At 59.9% G+C, this 16,744-nt stretch carries 19 protein-coding genes and 2 tRNA genes; 11 read left to right on the top strand and 10 right to left on the bottom strand.

Annotated elements, in window-relative coordinates; genetic code table 11:
• Nucleotide 1: 1 nt before the first annotated feature.
• From ICI42_RS13940 to purM, 4 genes are all read right to left on the bottom strand, one after another.
• The gene (locus tag ICI42_RS13940; protein ID WP_188165197.1) at nucleotides 2-394 is read right to left on the bottom strand and encodes a tautomerase family protein; all 393 of its coding nucleotides are present in this window, start codon (nucleotides 392-394) and stop codon (nucleotides 2-4) included.
• A gap of 42 nt (nucleotides 395-436) precedes the next feature.
• The gene (locus tag ICI42_RS13935) at nucleotides 437-853 is read right to left on the bottom strand and encodes a MarR family winged helix-turn-helix transcriptional regulator (RefSeq protein ID WP_188165196.1); all 417 of its coding nucleotides are present in this window, start codon (nucleotides 851-853) and stop codon (nucleotides 437-439) included.
• Between the two features lie 228 nt (nucleotides 854-1,081).
• Nucleotides 1,082-1,789: a phosphoribosylglycinamide formyltransferase gene (gene purN, locus ICI42_RS13930; RefSeq protein WP_188165195.1), complete on the bottom strand. Its 708-nt coding sequence runs from the start codon at nucleotides 1,787-1,789 to the stop codon at nucleotides 1,082-1,084.
• Nucleotides 1,786-2,850 (bottom strand): phosphoribosylformylglycinamidine cyclo-ligase, encoded by a 1,065-nt coding sequence (purM, locus tag ICI42_RS13925; RefSeq protein ID WP_188165194.1) that lies wholly within the window; start codon nucleotides 2,848-2,850, stop codon nucleotides 1,786-1,788. Before purM ends, purN begins: the two co-directional genes overlap by 4 nt.
• Before the next feature lie 235 nt (nucleotides 2,851-3,085).
• Here purM and ICI42_RS13920 point away from each other — a divergent pair, with 235 nt between their 5' ends.
• Together ICI42_RS13920 and hdaA are read left to right on the top strand one after the other, a co-directional pair.
• The gene (locus tag ICI42_RS13920) at nucleotides 3,086-4,252 is read left to right on the top strand and encodes an AI-2E family transporter (RefSeq protein ID WP_188165193.1); all 1,167 of its coding nucleotides are present in this window, start codon (nucleotides 3,086-3,088) and stop codon (nucleotides 4,250-4,252) included.
• Nucleotides 4,252-4,938 (top strand): DnaA regulatory inactivator HdaA, encoded by a 687-nt coding sequence (gene hdaA / locus ICI42_RS13915; RefSeq protein ID WP_188165192.1) that lies wholly within the window; start codon nucleotides 4,252-4,254, stop codon nucleotides 4,936-4,938. Before ICI42_RS13920 ends, hdaA begins: the two co-directional genes overlap by 1 nt.
• A gap of 31 nt (nucleotides 4,939-4,969) precedes the next feature.
• Here the strand turns inward: hdaA and ICI42_RS13910 are convergent, their stop codons facing one another.
• Together ICI42_RS13910 and ICI42_RS13905 are read right to left on the bottom strand one after the other, a co-directional pair.
• On the bottom strand, nucleotides 4,970-5,224 hold the full coding sequence (locus tag ICI42_RS13910) for a GlsB/YeaQ/YmgE family stress response membrane protein (RefSeq protein WP_188165191.1): 255 nt from the start codon (nucleotides 5,222-5,224) through the stop codon (nucleotides 4,970-4,972).
• An 82-nt stretch (nucleotides 5,225-5,306) separates the two neighbouring features.
• Nucleotides 5,307-5,591, bottom strand: coding sequence for a hypothetical protein (locus ICI42_RS13905; RefSeq protein WP_188165190.1), 285 nt, complete (start codon nucleotides 5,589-5,591; stop codon nucleotides 5,307-5,309).
• A 206-nt stretch (nucleotides 5,592-5,797) separates the two neighbouring features.
• On the opposite strand from ICI42_RS13905, the gene ICI42_RS13900 reads away from it, so the two are divergent.
• Nucleotides 5,798-5,983, top strand: coding sequence for a hypothetical protein (locus tag ICI42_RS13900; RefSeq protein WP_188165189.1), 186 nt, complete (start codon nucleotides 5,798-5,800; stop codon nucleotides 5,981-5,983).
• 102 nt (nucleotides 5,984-6,085) lie between these two features.
• On the opposite strand, the gene ICI42_RS13895 is transcribed toward ICI42_RS13900, so the two are convergent.
• Nucleotides 6,086-6,162, bottom strand: a tRNA-Pro gene (locus ICI42_RS13895).
• A 141-nt stretch (nucleotides 6,163-6,303) separates the two neighbouring features.
• Here ICI42_RS13895 and ICI42_RS13890 point away from each other — a divergent pair.
• From ICI42_RS13890 to ICI42_RS13880, 3 genes are all read left to right on the top strand, one after another.
• The gene (locus tag ICI42_RS13890; protein WP_188165188.1) at nucleotides 6,304-6,609 is read left to right on the top strand and encodes an ETC complex I subunit; all 306 of its coding nucleotides are present in this window, start codon (nucleotides 6,304-6,306) and stop codon (nucleotides 6,607-6,609) included.
• A gap of 49 nt (nucleotides 6,610-6,658) precedes the next feature.
• Nucleotides 6,659-6,735: transfer RNA gene (locus tag ICI42_RS13885), tRNA-Arg, on the top strand.
• A 191-nt stretch (nucleotides 6,736-6,926) separates the two neighbouring features.
• Nucleotides 6,927-8,369: a hypothetical protein gene (locus ICI42_RS13880; protein WP_188165187.1), complete on the top strand. Its 1,443-nt coding sequence runs from the start codon at nucleotides 6,927-6,929 to the stop codon at nucleotides 8,367-8,369.
• 179 nt (nucleotides 8,370-8,548) lie between these two features.
• Here the strand turns inward: ICI42_RS13880 and ICI42_RS13875 are convergent, their stop codons facing one another.
• Complete coding sequence (locus tag ICI42_RS13875) at nucleotides 8,549-9,727, bottom strand: cystathionine beta-lyase (RefSeq protein WP_188165186.1); 1,179 nt, start codon at nucleotides 9,725-9,727, stop codon at nucleotides 8,549-8,551.
• 417 nt (nucleotides 9,728-10,144) lie between these two features.
• Between ICI42_RS13875 and ICI42_RS13870 the strand changes: the two genes are divergently transcribed.
• From ICI42_RS13870 to ICI42_RS13850, 5 genes are all read left to right on the top strand, one after another.
• Nucleotides 10,145-11,173: an amino acid ABC transporter substrate-binding protein gene (locus tag ICI42_RS13870; protein WP_188165185.1), complete on the top strand. Its 1,029-nt coding sequence runs from the start codon at nucleotides 10,145-10,147 to the stop codon at nucleotides 11,171-11,173.
• A gap of 79 nt (nucleotides 11,174-11,252) precedes the next feature.
• Nucleotides 11,253-12,440: an amino acid ABC transporter permease gene (locus tag ICI42_RS13865; protein WP_188165184.1), complete on the top strand. Its 1,188-nt coding sequence runs from the start codon at nucleotides 11,253-11,255 to the stop codon at nucleotides 12,438-12,440.
• Nucleotides 12,441-12,453: 13 nt separating this feature from the next.
• The gene (locus ICI42_RS13860; protein ID WP_188165183.1) at nucleotides 12,454-13,611 is read left to right on the top strand and encodes an amino acid ABC transporter permease; all 1,158 of its coding nucleotides are present in this window, start codon (nucleotides 12,454-12,456) and stop codon (nucleotides 13,609-13,611) included.
• 24 nt (nucleotides 13,612-13,635) lie between these two features.
• Entirely contained in the window at nucleotides 13,636-14,439 is an 804-nt protein-coding gene (locus ICI42_RS13855; protein ID WP_330999173.1) for an amino acid ABC transporter ATP-binding protein, read from the top strand.
• Between the two features lie 163 nt (nucleotides 14,440-14,602).
• Nucleotides 14,603-15,304 (top strand): TIGR02117 family protein, encoded by a 702-nt coding sequence (locus ICI42_RS13850; protein WP_188165182.1) that lies wholly within the window; start codon nucleotides 14,603-14,605, stop codon nucleotides 15,302-15,304.
• Here ICI42_RS13850 and ICI42_RS13845 read toward each other — a convergent pair.
• Together ICI42_RS13845 and ICI42_RS13840 are read right to left on the bottom strand one after the other, a co-directional pair.
• On the bottom strand, nucleotides 15,259-16,470 hold the full coding sequence (locus ICI42_RS13845) for an FAD-dependent monooxygenase (protein WP_188165181.1): 1,212 nt from the start codon (nucleotides 16,468-16,470) through the stop codon (nucleotides 15,259-15,261). The two genes, ICI42_RS13850 and ICI42_RS13845, sit on opposite strands and share 46 nt — an antisense overlap.
• Nucleotides 16,471-16,479: 9 nt before the next feature.
• A complete protein-coding gene (locus ICI42_RS13840) occupies nucleotides 16,480-16,725 on the bottom strand; it encodes a zinc-finger domain-containing protein (RefSeq protein ID WP_188165180.1) in 246 nt (81 codons plus the stop codon).
• Between the last annotated feature and the right edge of the window lie 19 nt (nucleotides 16,726-16,744).

Below are 16,744 nucleotides of genomic sequence, written 5' to 3'. Positions count from 1 at the left end.
CTCAGCGGTGGTGATAGCGATATTCCTGCGTTTGCCCCCCATAGCCGTATGATGCGGCGCGCACATCGTGGACGTGGATATAGCTCTCTTCATGAATGCTGCCGAGAATGCGGTTAAAACCGTTGAATACCGCCTCGATATACCGCGCTTTTTCATCCTTGGTGTTGGTCTCGTCGGTGACCTTGATCTCCAATTGGAAGCTGGCCCTGCCTTGGACAGAGAGCGATGAACCCGCGACGATCCAATCCTCGGGATTGATGTAACCGACTGCAATTGCCGTCACTTTCGGATCTTTGCCAAGGATTGTGCTGGTCGCTTCTGACAGCATGTGTGAGATTTCCTGGGTCAGTGACAGGCTGCGCATTGCTCCCACCGTAACATTCAGTATCGGCATATTCTTCTCCATTTGATTAGCTATACAACTATATGACTTTGGTCATTCCAGCTTAGATGCGACGGCCTTGGCCTGCTCGACAAAGCCTAGGAAAACCGTCTCACCGAAAATCCCTTTCAACCTGTCCGTGACAGCGCCGCTCGCAGCATTCAGTTTGTCATGCAACGCCAGCGCCTCCTTCGTGGGCGCAATCCCGCGCTCGCGTTTGTCAGTCTTAGTCGGTCGACGTTCGATCAGACCTTTGGCTTCCAGCCCGTCGAGCCCACGCGTAGCCGTGGCTCGTGCGATCTTGAGCTCATCAGCCAACTCGCTCTGTAAGAGTCCTGGTTTTGCGAGAACCGCGCGCAACATGAAACCTTGCGGCGGGGTAAGGTCGAATGGTTTGAAGGCTTCGGTCCAGACACGTTCCAACTGGCGTGCCAGCGCAAGAGTGTTGAAGTAGATGCAGCGATCAAACATGCACGAAGACTACATCGTTATAATTGCATATGCAACTATAATTTTCGGCGACACAGAAGTTGCTGGTGGTTAATAGGCGGCCCGTCTTCTCTGCAGAGAGTTAAGCGTGGGTACAGCACCCCATGGAGGGCTAAGCAAGCCCTCCATGGTGATATGCTCAACGAGTACGCCCGCGGGAATATTCCATTTCTTGCTCAAGCGCTGGATCATGCCAGCGAAAGGGCTGAGCTAAGGCGTGATCCGCGCCAGGCCCTCGAGGTCCACGACGTCGCGAAGCGGGTCGGGCGAGACCAGGATGGCTTTGGCCTCGTTTTCGTGGAAGGCTGAATAGACCGTGCGGCCGCCTTCCATTTTTGCCTTACCTTCGGCCACGAGCCGCAGGGCAAGCGGATAAATGCGGTGTTCGGCCTTGAGGACACGCGCGGTCAGCGTGGCTTCGGTGTCGTCGCTGAGGACCGGCACCGCCGCCTGTGCGATGATCGGCCCGTCATCCATCTCTGCTGTGACGAAGTGCACGGTGCAGCCATGAATGCGGACTCCGGCTTCAAGCGCGCGGCGATGCGTATCCAGGCCCTTGAACGAAGGCAGCAGGGCAGGGTGGATGTTGATCATCCGGCCGTGCCATTTCTCCACAAAATGCGCCGTCAGCAGGCGCATGTAGCCGGCAAGTACGACCAGGTCGGCCTTCATGGCAACGAGCGCGGCGTCGATGGCGCCGTCATGCGCTTCCTTGCTCGAATAGTCCTTTCGCGGCAGGGACTTCGTCGCGAGCCCACGGCTTGCCGCTATCCCCAGCCCCAGTGCGTCAGGCTTGTCGGAAATCACGCCGACGATCTCTGCGGGGAAGTCTGGATCCGCTGCAGCGTCGATCAGCGCCGACATGTTGGAACCGCGCCCCGAAATCAGGACCGCGACGCGCTTGCGGGCGAGCGTCATAGCGAGAGCTTGCCGCGATAGATGACCCCAGCGTCGCGTCGCGGCACGATCCGGCCGATGGGAGTCACAGTCTCGCCGGCCTCCTGCAGAACCGCTGCGACCTGTGCCGCCTGGCCCGCGGCCACCACGGCGATCATGCCTATGCCGCAGTTGAAGGTGCGCATCATTTCCTCAGGGGTCACGCCACCCGTCTTGGCCAGCCAGGAGAAGACCGGGGGGACATCGATCGCTTCGAGGTCGAGTTCGGCGGAAAAATCCTCCGGCAGCACACGGGGGATATTGTCGGGGAAGCCGCCGCCTGTAATGTGTGCGAGCGCCTTGATGCCGTGCGTCTCGCGGATCGCCTTCAGCAGCGACTTGACATAAATGCGGGTCGGCTCCAGCAGCGCCTCGGCGAGCGTGAGACCGTCCGCGAAGGGTGCAGCTTCCGCCCAGCTCAGACCAGACTGCGCCACGATGCGACGTACCAGCGAATAACCGTTCGAATGGACGCCGGACGACGAAAGCCCCAAAAGAACGTCGCCCTCGACGATGTCGTCGGCCGGCAGCAACTGGCCGCGTTCTGCCGCGCCCACGGCAAAGCCGGCGAGGTCGTAGTCCTTCTCCTGATACATGCCAGGCATCTCGGCGGTTTCGCCGCCGATCAGTGCGCATCCGGCCTGCTTGCAGCCCTCGGCAATGCCCTTGACGATGGCCACGCCCTGGTCCGGATCGAGCTTCCCGGTAGCGAAATAGTCGAGGAAGAACAGCGGCTCAGCACCTTGCACGACGATGTCGTTGACGCACATCGCCACGAGGTCGATCCCGATCGTATCGTGCTTGCCCGCTTCGATGGCGATCTTCAGCTTGGTGCCAACGCCGTCATTGGCGGCCACGAGGATCGGGTCGGTGAAGCCTGCCGCCTTGAGGTCGAACAGCCCGCCAAAGCCGCCGATTTCGCTGTCCGCGCCGGCGCGGCGGGTCGACCGCACCAGCGGCTTGATCTGATCCACCATCCGGTTGCCTGCGTCGATGTCGACGCCCGCTTGTGCGTAGGTGAGACCGTTCTTGCCGTCGCTCATGGCCGGTTCCTGACATGCGTTGGAGTTTGCCGCGCTCTTCGCATGAACGGCTGCCTATCGCAAGAACTTGGCGGCAGCCCAGGGTCAGGAGCTGTCGATAACCCCGTTTTCCCCGCAATTGGACTATGCCGCCAGCCTGAAGCCATCGCGACAACCGCGTATTAGCCACGCTGCTCCTTGACCATGGCTCTTGCCCCGCCCTATTTGCTAGCTTGGCTGCGGCAAGTGAGCGACTATGACAAATCCCCCGAAAGTTACCGTCGTTCCGGAAGACGAGGCGACTGCCTGGTTTCGAAGGCAGATCCGTTTCTGGCTGATTGCGGCGGCAATTCTGGCCGGTTTCATCTATCTGTTCGCCGATGTTCTGCTGCCTTTTGTCGCCGGCATGGCGCTCGCCTATTTCCTCGATCCCCTGGCGGACCGGCTGCAGAAGCTCGGTCTGTCGCGCATCATGGCGACAGTGGTGATCCTGGTCAGTTTCCTGATCGTGGTCCTGCTGGCGCTGGTGATCCTCATCCCGATCCTGGGCAAGCAACTGGCCGACTTCGTGGCGAAAATTCCCGAATATGCCGCGCAATTCCAGGCTTTTCTCACCAGCTATGATCCGGCCTGGCTGGAACAGCGCTTCGGTGTCAGCACTGAAAATCTGCGCGAAGGCCTGAACTCGATCATGACAAGCGGGCTCGGCTTCCTTTCAACGATCTTCCAGTCTCTCTGGACGTCGAGTATGGCGGTGTTCTCCATCGCCAGCCTGATCGTCATCACACCCGTGGTGGCGTTCTACATGCTGCTTGATTGGGACCGGATGGTGGCGATCGTCGACGGTTGGGTGCCGCGCGACCACGTCACGACCGTCCGTCAACTTGCCACCGAGATCAACGACGCGACCGCTGGTTTCGTGCGCGGACAAGGTACGCTCTGCATCATCCTGGGCGTTATGTATGCCGTCGGGCTGACCTTGACGGGCCTGAATTTCGGCATCCTCATCGGCCTGTTCGCGGGCCTGATCTCCTTCATTCCCTATATCGGTTCGATGGTCGGGCTGGTCATCGCCGTTGGCGTTGCATTCGTCCAGTTCTGGCCTGACTGGACCATGGTGGCCCTGGTCGCGGCGGTGTTTTTCACCGGCCAGTTCATCGAAGGCAACATCCTGCAGCCGCGTCTCGTGGGCAAGAGCGTCGGCCTGCATCCGGTCTGGTTGATGTTCGCGCTTGTCGCCTTCGGTGCGCTGTTCGGCTTTGTCGGCTTGCTCATGGCGGTGCCGCTTGCGGCTGCGATCGGTGTGCTGGTGCGGTTCGGCATCTCCCGCTATCTCGAATCGCATCTCTACAAGGGGCAGGTGGACGAGCCGGCGCCACGAATTGCGCGGCCAGTCCCCAACAAGACCGCCGTGGAAAAGTGATGCCGCCCCGTCAATTGCCGCTCGATCTCGGCCATGTCGTCGGTCTGTCACGGGATGACCTCGTCGTCTCCCCGGCCAACCAGCAGGCAACGAACGTCATCGATGCCTGGCCGGAATGGCCGACGCCCATCGTTCTGCTGGTGGGGCCTGCCGGCTCGGGAAAATCGCATCTCGCCGCGATCTGGCGCGAGCAGGCGGGTGCTGTTCAAATGGCGGCTCATGATATAGCGGACCATGTCGGCGGCCTGGAGCCAACACCGGTTCTGATCGACGATATCGGCGCGAATGGGCTGGATGAAACGGGTCTGTTTCATCTCATCAATGCGGTGAAGGGCGCAGGGTCTTCGCTGCTTCTGGTCTCCCGCGGCTTTCCCATGTCATGGAAAATCGCGCTGCCGGACCTCGCCTCGCGCATGAAAACGGCGACGCTTGTGGAAATTCACGAACCCGATGACGTGCTGCTCTCAGGCGTCATCACCAAGCTGTTCGCCGACCGTCAGGTCGAGGTCGACCCGCATGTCGTTCAGTTCCTGGTTCGCCGTATCGAAAGGTCGCTTCCCACTGCGATCCGTGTCGTGGAGCGTCTTGACCGTCTGGCGCTGGAGCAAAAATCGAAAATAACCCGATCGATGGCCTCAGAAGCGATAGAGGCCATCGATACAGGTCAAACCAAATTGGATATGTAAGGGCGGGCGACGGAAGCCGCCCGACCTGCCGTCACCGCCTGACGGCGCGTGCAATTGCTATCAAGATACAGGCGCCGATGAAGCCTGCGATGAGGTAGCCGATCCAGCCTCCAAGGCTGACGCCAATAAGCCCAAGCAGAACATTGGCGAGCGCGGCACCGATGATGCCGAGAATGATATTCATGAAAACGCCCATGTTGCTCTTCATGAACATTTCTGCGAGCCAGCCTGCGATGCCGCCGATGATGATGGCTGCTATCCAGCCGACTGTTTGTGCGTCTTCCATGAATCCCTCCGGTCAATGTGTCCGCGCCGTTAATGGCGGCAATACAATCGATTACGGCGGAAATGGTTCCCGGCAAGGGGGGCTATTTCGCCAAACGCCGATATCCCGCCTGGAGCAGGAGCAGTGCGGCGACGACCGTAAGGTTGGCGAGCAGGCCGATGCCCACTGCTGCAACCATGGCAATGTCTTCGCTACGGTCGAGCGTTGCGGGAATCAGCACCGCGACGAACACGATCCCCAGAACGATCGGCAACCAACGGTGTCGTGTCGCATGCGCAGTGTTCGCAGCCGTTATCAACAAAAACACCAGCATGCCGATGCGAAACGGATCGGCGAGCTGACTGAGATAAATATCGATGAAATCCAAAGGTCTTCCTCCCCGAAGCCCCATTGTGCAGGTGAGGGCCGGGTTGTCGAGAGCGTGGCTCGCCAAATGCAGTTTTCCCGCATCATCTTAACACGCCGTATTCGTCGCTGGTCGGAAGGCGCGTTCCGCAAGAATCGCGCAGAACTGTCGATATCGACGGAACCTTCGGTAACGACTCCGGTTGAACCCTTGCAAGGGATGAAGCAATGTCGCCAACACTTCAGAACGCCGAAACGATTTACAAAGAACTGAGAAAGCTTCGGGCGCTCATCAGCAAGCTTCCAGCCAGCCAGTTGTTTACCGAAACCGATACGCTGCTGTCCGTCGCCGAGACATCCCTTAACCGAAACCTTGCGGTGATGCGGTTTCGCGAGCACCCGTCTCACAGGTAGGAATGCTGGACTGTGCCGAATATCGCGACCGCATGATGCGCGCGTTCGATTGACCTTAGATTTCTCCGGCTGACTTGGAAATCTGCGATTTCGGAAAACCGATGGTCGGAGTGATAGGATTCGAACCTACGACCCCCTGATCCCAAATCAGGTGCGCTACCAGGCTGCGCTACACTCCGGACCGTTTCGGTGGAGATGTGCCTAGTGGGTTCGCGTTGACATGGCAAGGGCAAAAAACATCGGTGTCTTGCAGCGGCGGCATTTGCGCAGTAATGACCATCCCAGAGCCCGTCGCTGCGGGCTGTAGACAAGAGGTAGCAATGTCCGCTCGCATATTCAGCCCCGCCAAAACAGCCATGCAGTCCGGCAAAGCCAAGACGGGGCAGTGGGTGCTCGAATTCGAACCGGAAGTTCCCAAGACGATCGATCCGCTGATGGGCTACACGACATCCCGCGACATGAAGCGCCAGATCCGCCTCAGCTTCGAAACCCGCGAAGAGGCTATTGCCTACGCCGAAAAGCAAGGTATCGGCTATCGTATCCAGGAGCCCAAGCAGCCGGTGCGTCGACAGGTGTCCTATTCGGATAATTTCAGGTTCGACCGTAAGATACCCTGGACGCACTAAGAGTTTGATGGCGTCATCGATGCCACAACCACCGGCGAGCGCCGGTTGCGGTCCCGTAGCTCAGCTGGATAGAGCACCGGCCTTCTAAGCCGATGGTCACAGGTTCGAATCCTGTCGGGATCGCCACACCTCACTTTTTCGCAGACTTTTCAATAAAGTACGGGGCTTCGGATACAGGGTGCGGGGAAATAGACTGTTCCTCTAGCTTCGAGCCGTTAACTTTTTTGGATAAGACCGCGGCTTTTTAGGGATGGACGCAGAAACCCCAAGGACATTTCTTTGAAAAATGTCATGAATGCAGCTTCTGGGGCGTTCGCATGAAACGACTGATGGCCATTGGCATGCTCGGCGTCTTCCTGACCTATGTCGCCGTGGTTGGGCTTTATATGGTCGCAATAAAAGGATCTGACGATTCGCTGTTGCACCTCGACTACGCATGGCAGCTTTCGCAGGGCCGGTTCCCGGACTGGAACGACGGGACCAAAATACCCATAAATACCGGCGGCGAAAACTTCAGGATGAAGCCGCAATATGTCTCGCATCACCCGCCGCTTTATTATGCCTTTCTCGCGCCAACCGTGGGCGCCACCGTTGAATGGGGCGACTGGCGCTCTGGCGTCATGGCGGCGCGGCTGTTGACGTTTCTTGTTGGTGTCGGATGTGTTGCCGCGTTCTTCTGGACAGCCTGGGCTGTTAGCCAATCCCCAAAAATCACCATGACCGTCGGTGCTTTCGCCGCCGCCTGGACGCCGTTCGTCAAGGTGTCGGGAGACGTTATGAACGATGTGGCGGCCGTTCTCACGTCAACGCTCGCGATCGGTCTCTGCGCTCTGATCATACGACGCGGAGTGCAACCTCGATACGTCGCCCGGCTCGCACTGGTCTGCGCTATGGGGATGGCATCGAGGGCGACTTTCGTCGGCATGTTCGCCTTGTCCCTATGCGTCGTTTTGTGGACGACGACGGTATTTTCAGAAGACCGGCGGCATGGGCTTCGACGAGGATTGCTGTATTGCTGCGTCATTGTCCTCGGCGTTGCGGTCGCCAGCGGCTGGTTTTACTATGGAAACTATCTGGAAAGCGGCTCTTGGTACCGAAAAGCCGACCAGTCTTGGGTGGCCAAAGCCCAAGGCCGCAAATTGCAGGGCCTGTGGAACACGATCACAGATATTCGTGTCTACACGAATGTTCTGAGCCGGATGTACGGCAACCCCTGGGAGCGTTGGGGCGCCTATAACATCACAGCCTCATGGGTGGTGTCTTGCACCATCCTCTTTGGGCTGTTCGTCGTCTCATTCCGCAAGAAAACGATACAGGATAAGGCGATCGTGGCCCTTTGCATGGCCATGTTCGCCATCAATATCCTGTTCATTATCTGGCATGCGAAGGGCTATGGTTCCCTCAACGTGCGTTACATGCTGCCAAGCACGATAGTTGTGGCGCTCGCCGCCGGGTATGCCGCGACGATCTATGCGCCATTATCTCCGTTTGGCGCGACAGCATTGATCATTGCCGGATGGCTTGGGTCGATCGGGAACGTTATCTGGTACGTTTCAGCGACATCGGACATGAGGTCAGGCAACAGTTTCAACGACTATTTGGCGGGAGCAGCCGAAATCGGGTTCCCGCCAATTATCGTCTACATTTTCTTCGTGCTTGCTGCGGCAGGGGCAATCGCGCAGGCATATGCAATATTCAAGTTGGCCTATGTCGAAAAAATCACTCCCCGAACAAGATCGCCCCTGCCGATGTCATCGTAATCAAAGTAGTGTGCTGAACCCTGGGCGAGAGAGGATTGCGCACCGGGGACCCCAATTCTTTCCGCAGCCGCACCAACGGCTGGAAATACTGTTCCCAAGCGTACGGACGCAACTCCCGCCACTGAAGCTGGATGATTCTTCAGCAATCTCGACCCGCGACGGCAGCCTCGCGGTGCCTGCTATTCCGCCACCGCCTCGGCCGCCGCAAGGGCCGCAGCTATGTCCTCTTTCAAGTCTTCGACATCCTCAAGGCCGATCTGCAGGCGCAGGATTGGCCCCTCATATGGTCCGTTGGCCACGGTCCGGTCATCGATATTCACGTGCACGGCCAGGCTTTCGTACCCGCCCCAGGAATAGCCAAGCCCGAAGACTTCCAGCGCGTCGAGGAAAGCGTGCGCCTTGGCTTTGCCGCCGCCCTTCAGCACGATCGAGAAGATCCCGCTCGAGCCTGAGAAGTCGCGCTTCCACAGCGTATGTCCGGGATGGCTTTCCAAGGCCGGGTGCAGAACCCGCGACACGCTGGGCTGGGTTTCCAGCCAGCGAGCGATTTCGAGCGTGCTTTTCTGGTGATGCTCCAGGCGAATGCCCATGGTCCGCAGCCCGCGTAAAACCTGGTAGACATCGTCGGGTGCGGCGCAGCAACCCAGCGTGATGAACGTCTCGTGCAGCTTCGGCCAGTGCTGTTCATTCGCCGACACGGTTCCCAGAAGAACATCCGAGTGACCCGCGGGGTATTTCGTTGCGGCGTGGATGGAGATATCAACGCCATAATCGAGCGGCTTGAAATAGACCGGCGTCGCCCAGGTGTTGTCCATCATCACGACAGCGCCCGCCTTGTGCGCCGCGTCTGCAATAGCGGGAATGTCCTGCATCTCGAACGTGTTCGAACCCGGCGATTCGGTGAAGACGACCTTGGTGTTGGGCTTGATCAAATCAGCGATGCCGGCGCCGATGAGCGGCTCGTAATATTCGACTTCGACGCCCAGCCGCTTCAACATGGTGTTGGCGAAGTTGCGGGTTGGGGAATAGACGGAATCGACGATCAGCACATGGTCGCCGGCGGAAAGGAAGGCCAGCAGAGGAATCGTCACAGCGGCCAGGCCTGACGGCACGATGATGGTTCCCGCGGACCCTTCCAAGGCGTCGATGGCGGTGGCCAGCGCGTCGGTGGTGGGCGTTCCGCGCGTGCCATAGACATATTTCTGGCTGCGCGACGCCATGGTGGCCGCATCGGGAAACAGCACCGTCGAGGCATGCACGACCGGCGGATTGACGAAACCGAAGAACTCGTCGGGCTTGTTTCCCGTGTGGGCGAGCTTCGAATTGACGCCCTTGATCCTGCTGCTCTGTCCGGCCATGAATTCCGATCCTGTTTGCAATGCACTTGAGGACGACAGGGATAGTTCGGCAGAGCAGTGCATGCAAGCTGGTGTGGACGGCTAAAAGGTTTGACGCAGCCGCTTAAGTCTTTGCCTCGCAAAGGATATGTCTGCCTGAAAGATCGGCAGGTAAAGGGTCAAAAAATCGCCAGCCTGTCTCAGTCCAAGGCAGTCCTGGAAAATCTGCTTCCCCAGCGTAAAAAGCTGCCGCAGTATTGGCCATGTTTCCGACTTGACCTCACCGACAATATCGCCTTCGATGGAATTCGTGAATGTGAGGCCGGCATTTGCATTGCTTGCAATGCGGCTGGTCCGGCAAGCCGGGCTGGCAAGGGGAGTTGTCTTCACCAAAGAAGAACGGGCAAAGCCCGAAAAACAGAAAAGGGTTCGTGGGTCATGAAACACATTGCAACGGGCATCATCAGCGCGGCTATTCTCAGCATCGCCGCCACGGCTGCTTCCGCAGCGACGCTGGACGACGTGAAGGCGCGCGGCACATTGAAGTGCGGTGTCAACACCGGCCTGGCAGGTTTTGCCGCTCCGAACGACAAGGGAGAGTATTCCGGCTTCGACGTCGATTATTGCCGCGCGGTAGCGGCTGCGATCTTCAACGATCCGAACAAGGTCGAGTACACGCCGACCAGCGCGAAGGACCGCTTTGAACTGCTTGCCAATGGCAGCATCGATCTTTTGGCTCGCAATTCGACCTGGACGCTCAGCCGCGACTCGTCGCTGAAGTTCAACTTTACTGGCATCAACTATTATGACGGCCAGGGCTTCATGATCAACGCCAAGAAAATTCCCGGCGTGAACTCGGCCCTCCAGCTTTCTGGCGCCGCTGTCTGCGTGCAGACCGGCACCACGACCGAGCTCAACCTCGCCGACTATTTCAAGGCCAACAATCTGCAGTACAACCCGGTGGTCTTCGAAAAGCTCGAAGAGGTCAACGCCGCCTATGATTCGGGCCGTTGCGACGTCTACACCACCGACCAGTCCGGCCTTTACGCCATCCGTCTGTCGCTGACCGCTCCGGACGACCACGTCGTTCTTCCCGAAATCATCTCCAAGGAGCCGCTCGGCCCGCTCGTCCGCCAGGGCGACGACCAGTGGTTCGACATCGTCAAGTGGGTAGGTTTCGCCCTGGTTGACGCTGAGGAACTCGGCATCACCCAGGCCAATGTCGAGGAAATGAAGGGCTCGGCCAATCCTGAAATCAAGCGCATGCTGGGCGGTGAAGCCAATTCCAAGTTCGGCACCGACCTTGGCTTGTCGGAAGATTGGGTCGTCAACATCGTGAAGGGCGTGGGCAACTACGGCGAGATCTTTGAGCGCAACATCGGCGCCGGAAGCCCGCTCAAGATCGCACGCGGCCTGAACGCGCTGTGGACCAAGGGCGGCATCCAATACGCACCTCCGATCCGCTGAGCCTGAGCTAAAAAGCATATAAAGGTCGAAGGGCGCGGGGAACCGCCCTTCGACATCACTCAGCGAATGGGAACATCCAATGGCTTCTGTGAATGCCATCAAGGATGATGGCGACCGCACCTCTCTCATCTACAATCCGGTGGTGCGCGGCATCGTCTTCCAGTGTGTCGTCTTCTTCGGCATCCTGGCGCTTATCTACTGGTTCGTCCAAAACACGCTGGATAACCTTGCGCGAGCCGGCCGAAACATCTCCTTCGGTTTTCTCAACGAACGCGCCGGTTTCGATATCGGCCAGGCGCTTATCCCTTACAGCTCGGATTCCACCTACACCGATGCCCTGCAGGTCGGCCTGCTCAACACGCTGCTTGTGGCAGCGGTTGGTATCGTCACCGCGACGCTGGTGGGCTTCATCGTCGGCATCGGGCGGCTTTCGCGCAACTGGTTGATCCGGAAAATCTGTACCGTCTATGTCGAGGTGTTTCGGAATATCCCGCCGCTGCTGGTCATCTTCTTCTGGTATCTCGGTGTTCTCGCCATCCTGCCGCAGCCGCGCGATAGCATCAATCTGCCATTCGGCTCGCTGCTCAGCAACCGCGGCCTGTCCATTCCCAGGCCTGTTTGGGGCGAGGGGGCATGGCTGGTCGGGCTTGCCTTCGTAATTGCGATTGCCATGGCGATCTTTGTTGCCCGGCGGGCCAGCGCGCGCCAGATGGCGACCGGGCAACGGTTGCCGGTACTCTGGATCAATCTCGGCCTGTTTGTAGGCCTGATCTTGCTGGCGATGGTCGTGACCGGCTTCCCACTGTCCTTCGACGTGCCGGTTCTGGGCGCGTTCCAGACCTCCGGCGGTTTCGCCATTGGACCGGAATTCCTCGCGCTCTATCTGTCCCTGTCGCTCTATACGGCTTCGTTCATCGCAGAGATCGTCAGGGCCGGTATTCGTGGCGTCGGCCGCGGTCAATCCGAGGCGGCCCACGCCTTGGGCATCCGTTCGGGCACCACGACGCGTCTGGTGGTCATACCACAGGCGATGCGCATCATCGTGCCGCCGCTGACCAGCCAGTATCTCAATCTGACGAAGAACTCTTCGCTCGCCATCGCGGTCGGCTATCCCGATCTCGTCTCGGTCGGCGGCACCATCCTGAACAAGAGCGGCAACTCGATCCAGATCGTCGCGATCTGGATGGTGGTCTACCTCACGATCAGCCTGCTGACGTCGGTGTTCATGAACTGGTTCAACACGCGCGTCGCGCTTGTCGAACGCTGAGAAGGGGGTAGAGATGTCTGCTACGGATTTCGTCTACGTCCGCAAGGAGTTGGAGCAGCCGCTGCCGCCTCCAGCTTCGCAACATGGGCCGGTCCATTGGATCCGCACCAACCTCTTCGCCAGCCCGCTCGACAGCGTCCTGACGATCTTCGGCCTGCTTGTGATCGCCTACTTCCTGCCGCCCATCCTGTCCTGGGTGTTCATCAACGCCCAGTGGACCGGTTCGGACCGCAGCGTCTGCGCCACCGTGGCGCAGGGCGGGGTTCAGCCCGACGGCTGGGCAGGCGCCTGCTGGGCCTTCGTCTGGGCGAAGTTCGGCCAGTTCATGTTCAACAACTACCCGCTGGCCGAACGCTGGCGGGTGATCCTGTGCGGGGCGATGCTGGTGGCGCTGATCGTGCCATTCCTAATCCCGCGCGCACCCTACAAAGCGTTGAACGCGATCCTGCTGTTCGGCGTGTTGCCGATCGTGGGCTATTTCCTGTTCATTGGCGGCACGTTCGGCCTGCGTTACGTGCCAACCCGTGAGTGGGGCGGCTTCATGGTCACCATCATCCTGTCCTATGTCGGCATTGTCGTGTCGCTGCCGATGGGTGTGCTGCTGGCGCTCGGTCGCAAGTCTGAACTGCCGGTGATCAAGATGCTCAGCGTCATCTTCATCGAGATGGTGCGCGGCGTGCCGCTGATCACGGTGCTGTTCATGGCGACGAAGATGTTGCCGCTGTTCATGCCCAATAGCATGAAGCCCGACGACTTCCTCTGCGTCCTGATCGGTGTTTCGATCTTTGCCTCTGCCTATATGGCCGAGGTGATCCGCGGCGGCCTGCAGGCGATGCCGAAGGGCCAATATGAGGGCGCGGACTCGCTCGGGTTGAATTACTGGCAGAAGATGCGGCTGATCATCCTGCCCCAGGCGCTGAAGCTGGTCATCCCCGGCATCGTCAACACCTTCATCGGTTTGTTCAAGGACACCAGCCTGGTCTACATCGTCAACATGTTCGACCTGCTCGGCGCCGTCCGCCGCAACTTCTCGGACCCGACCTGGATTTCGCCTCAGACACCGATGACGGGGTTGGTCTTTGCCGGGTTCGTATTCTGGATCTTCTGTTTCGGCATGTCGCGTTACTCCATCTACATGGAAAACCGGCTCGACCGAGGCCACAAACGATAAGCACCTCCAAAGGGGAATGAACCTATGGCTATCGAAAACGCTGTCAGCGCCGAGGAAATCGCAGTCGACCGGGCCAAGATGCAGATTTCGGCCACCGACGTCGCCGTCGAAATCGTCAACATGTACAAATGGTATGGCGACTTCAACGTGCTGAAGGACATCAACCTGAAGGTGATGCGCGGTGAGCGCATCGTCATCTGCGGTCCTTCCGGCTCCGGCAAGTCGACCATGATCCGCTGCATCAACCGCCTGGAGGAGCACCAGAAGGGCAAGATCATCGTCGACGGCAAGGAACTGACCAACGATCTGAAGAAGATCGACGAGGTGCGCCGCGAGGTCGGCATGGTCTTCCAGCACTTCAACCTGTTCCCGCATCTGACCATTCTGGAGAACTGCACGCTGGCGCCGATCTGGGTGCGCAAGGTGCCGAAGAAGCAGGCCGAGGAAACGGCGATGCACTTCCTCAAGCGCGTCAAGATTCCCGAGCAGGCGCATAAATATCCGGGCCAACTGTCCGGGGGCCAGCAGCAGCGCGTGGCGATTGCGCGCTCGCTCTGCATGAACCCGCGTATCATGCTGTTCGACGAGCCGACTTCGGCGCTCGATCCCGAGATGATCAAGGAAGTGCTCGAAACGATGGTGGGCCTCGCCGAAGAAGGCATGACGATGCTGTGCGTGACCCACGAAATGGGTTTTGCCCGCAAGGTCGCCAACCGCGTCATCTTCATGGACCAAGGCCAGATCGTCGAGCAGAACACGCCGGCCGAGTTCTTCGACAACCCGCAGCACGAGCGCACCAAGCTGTTCCTCAGCCAGATTCTGCACTGAAAACGCAATGTCCTTAAAGCTCGAAACCCGGTCGAAATTCGGCCGGGTTTTTTGTGCGTCAAGGTTGTCATCGCACGACGCCAGCGGGAAAACGGATTCTGTTTCAAACGTCTGCGAGGATTTTCGGAATCGTTTTCTCCGCTGCTTCAAGGATCGGTGCTGAATGAGACGGTTTGCCCGCATCGCTTTGTTGCTGCTGGGTATTCCCTTGGCGACCCTTCTCATCGGCGCGCTGGTTCCGCGTCCTCTTCTGCCGGCGGTCGGGCCGCTTTCACAACCCCGACATATCCTCGTCCTGCACAACCCGATCCACACCGACATTGCCATTCCGATCGACCGGGAGGTTGCCGAGCGCTTCAGCTTCATGACGCAGGCCGGCTTGCCGCTCGATATACCGGGCGCGGTCTATGCGGTCTTCGGCTGGGGGGGACGCGACTTTTACCTCAACACGCCGAGCTGGTCGGAATTGAAGGCCAGCGCCGTCTTTTCCGCACTAACTGTCGATCGCGCAGTGATGCATGTCAGTGTGATCGGCGATGTGCCCGAGGATCATCCCGCCGTGCGTCGGCTCGCGCTCGGCGAGGCGGAATACTCGACGTTGCTCGACTTCATCGACGCCAGTTTTACCCGCGACGGCTCAGCCGTCCTTCCCATCGACGGCGCGGCCTATGGCGAGTACGACCGTTTCTTCGAGGCGCAAGGGCGGTTCAACGCGCTGTTGGGGTGCAACACCTGGACGGCTGCGGCATTGCGGGCGGCGGGCCAACGCACGGGATGGTGGAACCCGCTGCCGCTGTCGCTGGATGCGTCTCTGTCGCTCTACAACGACCTGCCCGCATCCCAGCCGGGTGGCGTCCAGCCATAGAGCCAGTCCAGATCGGCCGCCAGGGCCTTGGGCGAGCGGCTTTTCAGAAACAGGTTGCGTGCCAGCGCTACCGGCCCCGACGCGTGCCAGGCAAAACGGTTGAGCGTCCCGCGCCGCACCACCTTCTGAACCCGCTCCCGGCGTTGGCTTTCCCATGCGGGCAGGGCGGCAAGGCTACCCTTAGCCACCGCTCCGGCCAAGGTGAACGCGTCTTCGATGCCCATCGCCGCACCTTGCGCGGCAAAGGGCGTCGTCGCATGCGCCGCATCGCCGATCAGCGCAATGCCGCCGCGTCGCGTCCAGGGCAGGGATGCGTCGACCGAGTAGAGCGGCCAGACCTGCCAGGGGCCGCAGCGGTCGATCAGGTCTGCCAAGGCCGGTGCCGCTCCACGCAGGGCCGTTCTCAGCAGCGAGAGGTCGGCGTCGCCGTTCCAGCTCTGGGCCACCGCCTTGCCCGGCGTGAAGGCGGCGAGGTTGATCGCGCGACCGGCGCGTATGGGATAAGCGATGAGATGGAAGCCGCTATGCATGAAGGCGGTGACCACTGTTGTCGCGCCAATGGCGGCAAACGCCGAGCCGGCCTCGCTGTCGACCGGGATCGTCGTGCGCCAGGCCAGCTTGTCGGTGAAGCGGCTGGAGGCGTCCGAACGCACCCAAGCGCGGCAGTTCGACCACACGCCGTCCGCCGCGACGAACAGATCGGCGCGATCCGCAGTGGTGTCGCCCTTGCTCTCAATCGCGACCCCGATGCCGCCTTGGCTGGCGTCGGCTGCAGTCACCGTCGAACCCAGGGTGAGCGATATCTCCGGCGTCTCCAGCACGGTTTCCGCCAGTGCCTTCTGCAAATCCGCCCGATGGACGACGAGATAGGGCGCACCCCAGCGCCGCTCCGCAGCCGCGCCAAGGGGGACGCGTGCGACCTCGGCGAGGGTGGATGCCTGGCGCAGCACCACCGCTTCTGGTTTCACCGCCTGGTCGATGAGGCGTTCCAGCACACCGAGCCTGGCTAGGATACGGGTCACGTTGGGCGAGAGCTGCAGACCCGCGCCGACCTCATCCAGCCGCGCTGACCGTTCGTAAACGCGCACGCGGGCGCGGTCTTGTGCAAACGACAGAGCCGCCGCGAGACCGGCAATCCCGCCCCCGGCAATGACAAGGTCTTGCATCGGTGTGGGTTAGGCTGCGCGGTCGATATACACTGCGCCGGCCGGAATGGTCTCGTGCGGTTTCAGCGACGCCGTATAGCGATAAAGCGTCGAGCAATAGGGGCAGACCTTCTCGTGATCGCTGCCCATGTCGAGATAGACATGTGGGTGATCGAAGGGCGGATTGGCGCCCACGCACATGAATTCCTTCACGCCGATCTCGATGATCGGATGGCCCGCATCGTTCTGGAAGTGGGGAATGGCGCCGCCTGCCATGATTTTCTCCCGATTTTGA

This window comes from Oryzicola mucosus (genome assembly GCF_014534685.1).
Lineage (GTDB): Bacteria > Pseudomonadota > Alphaproteobacteria > Rhizobiales > Rhizobiaceae > Oryzicola > Oryzicola mucosus.
The sequence above is the reverse complement of the archived record's forward strand: the minus strand, read 5'-3'. Positions and strand labels throughout refer to the sequence as shown.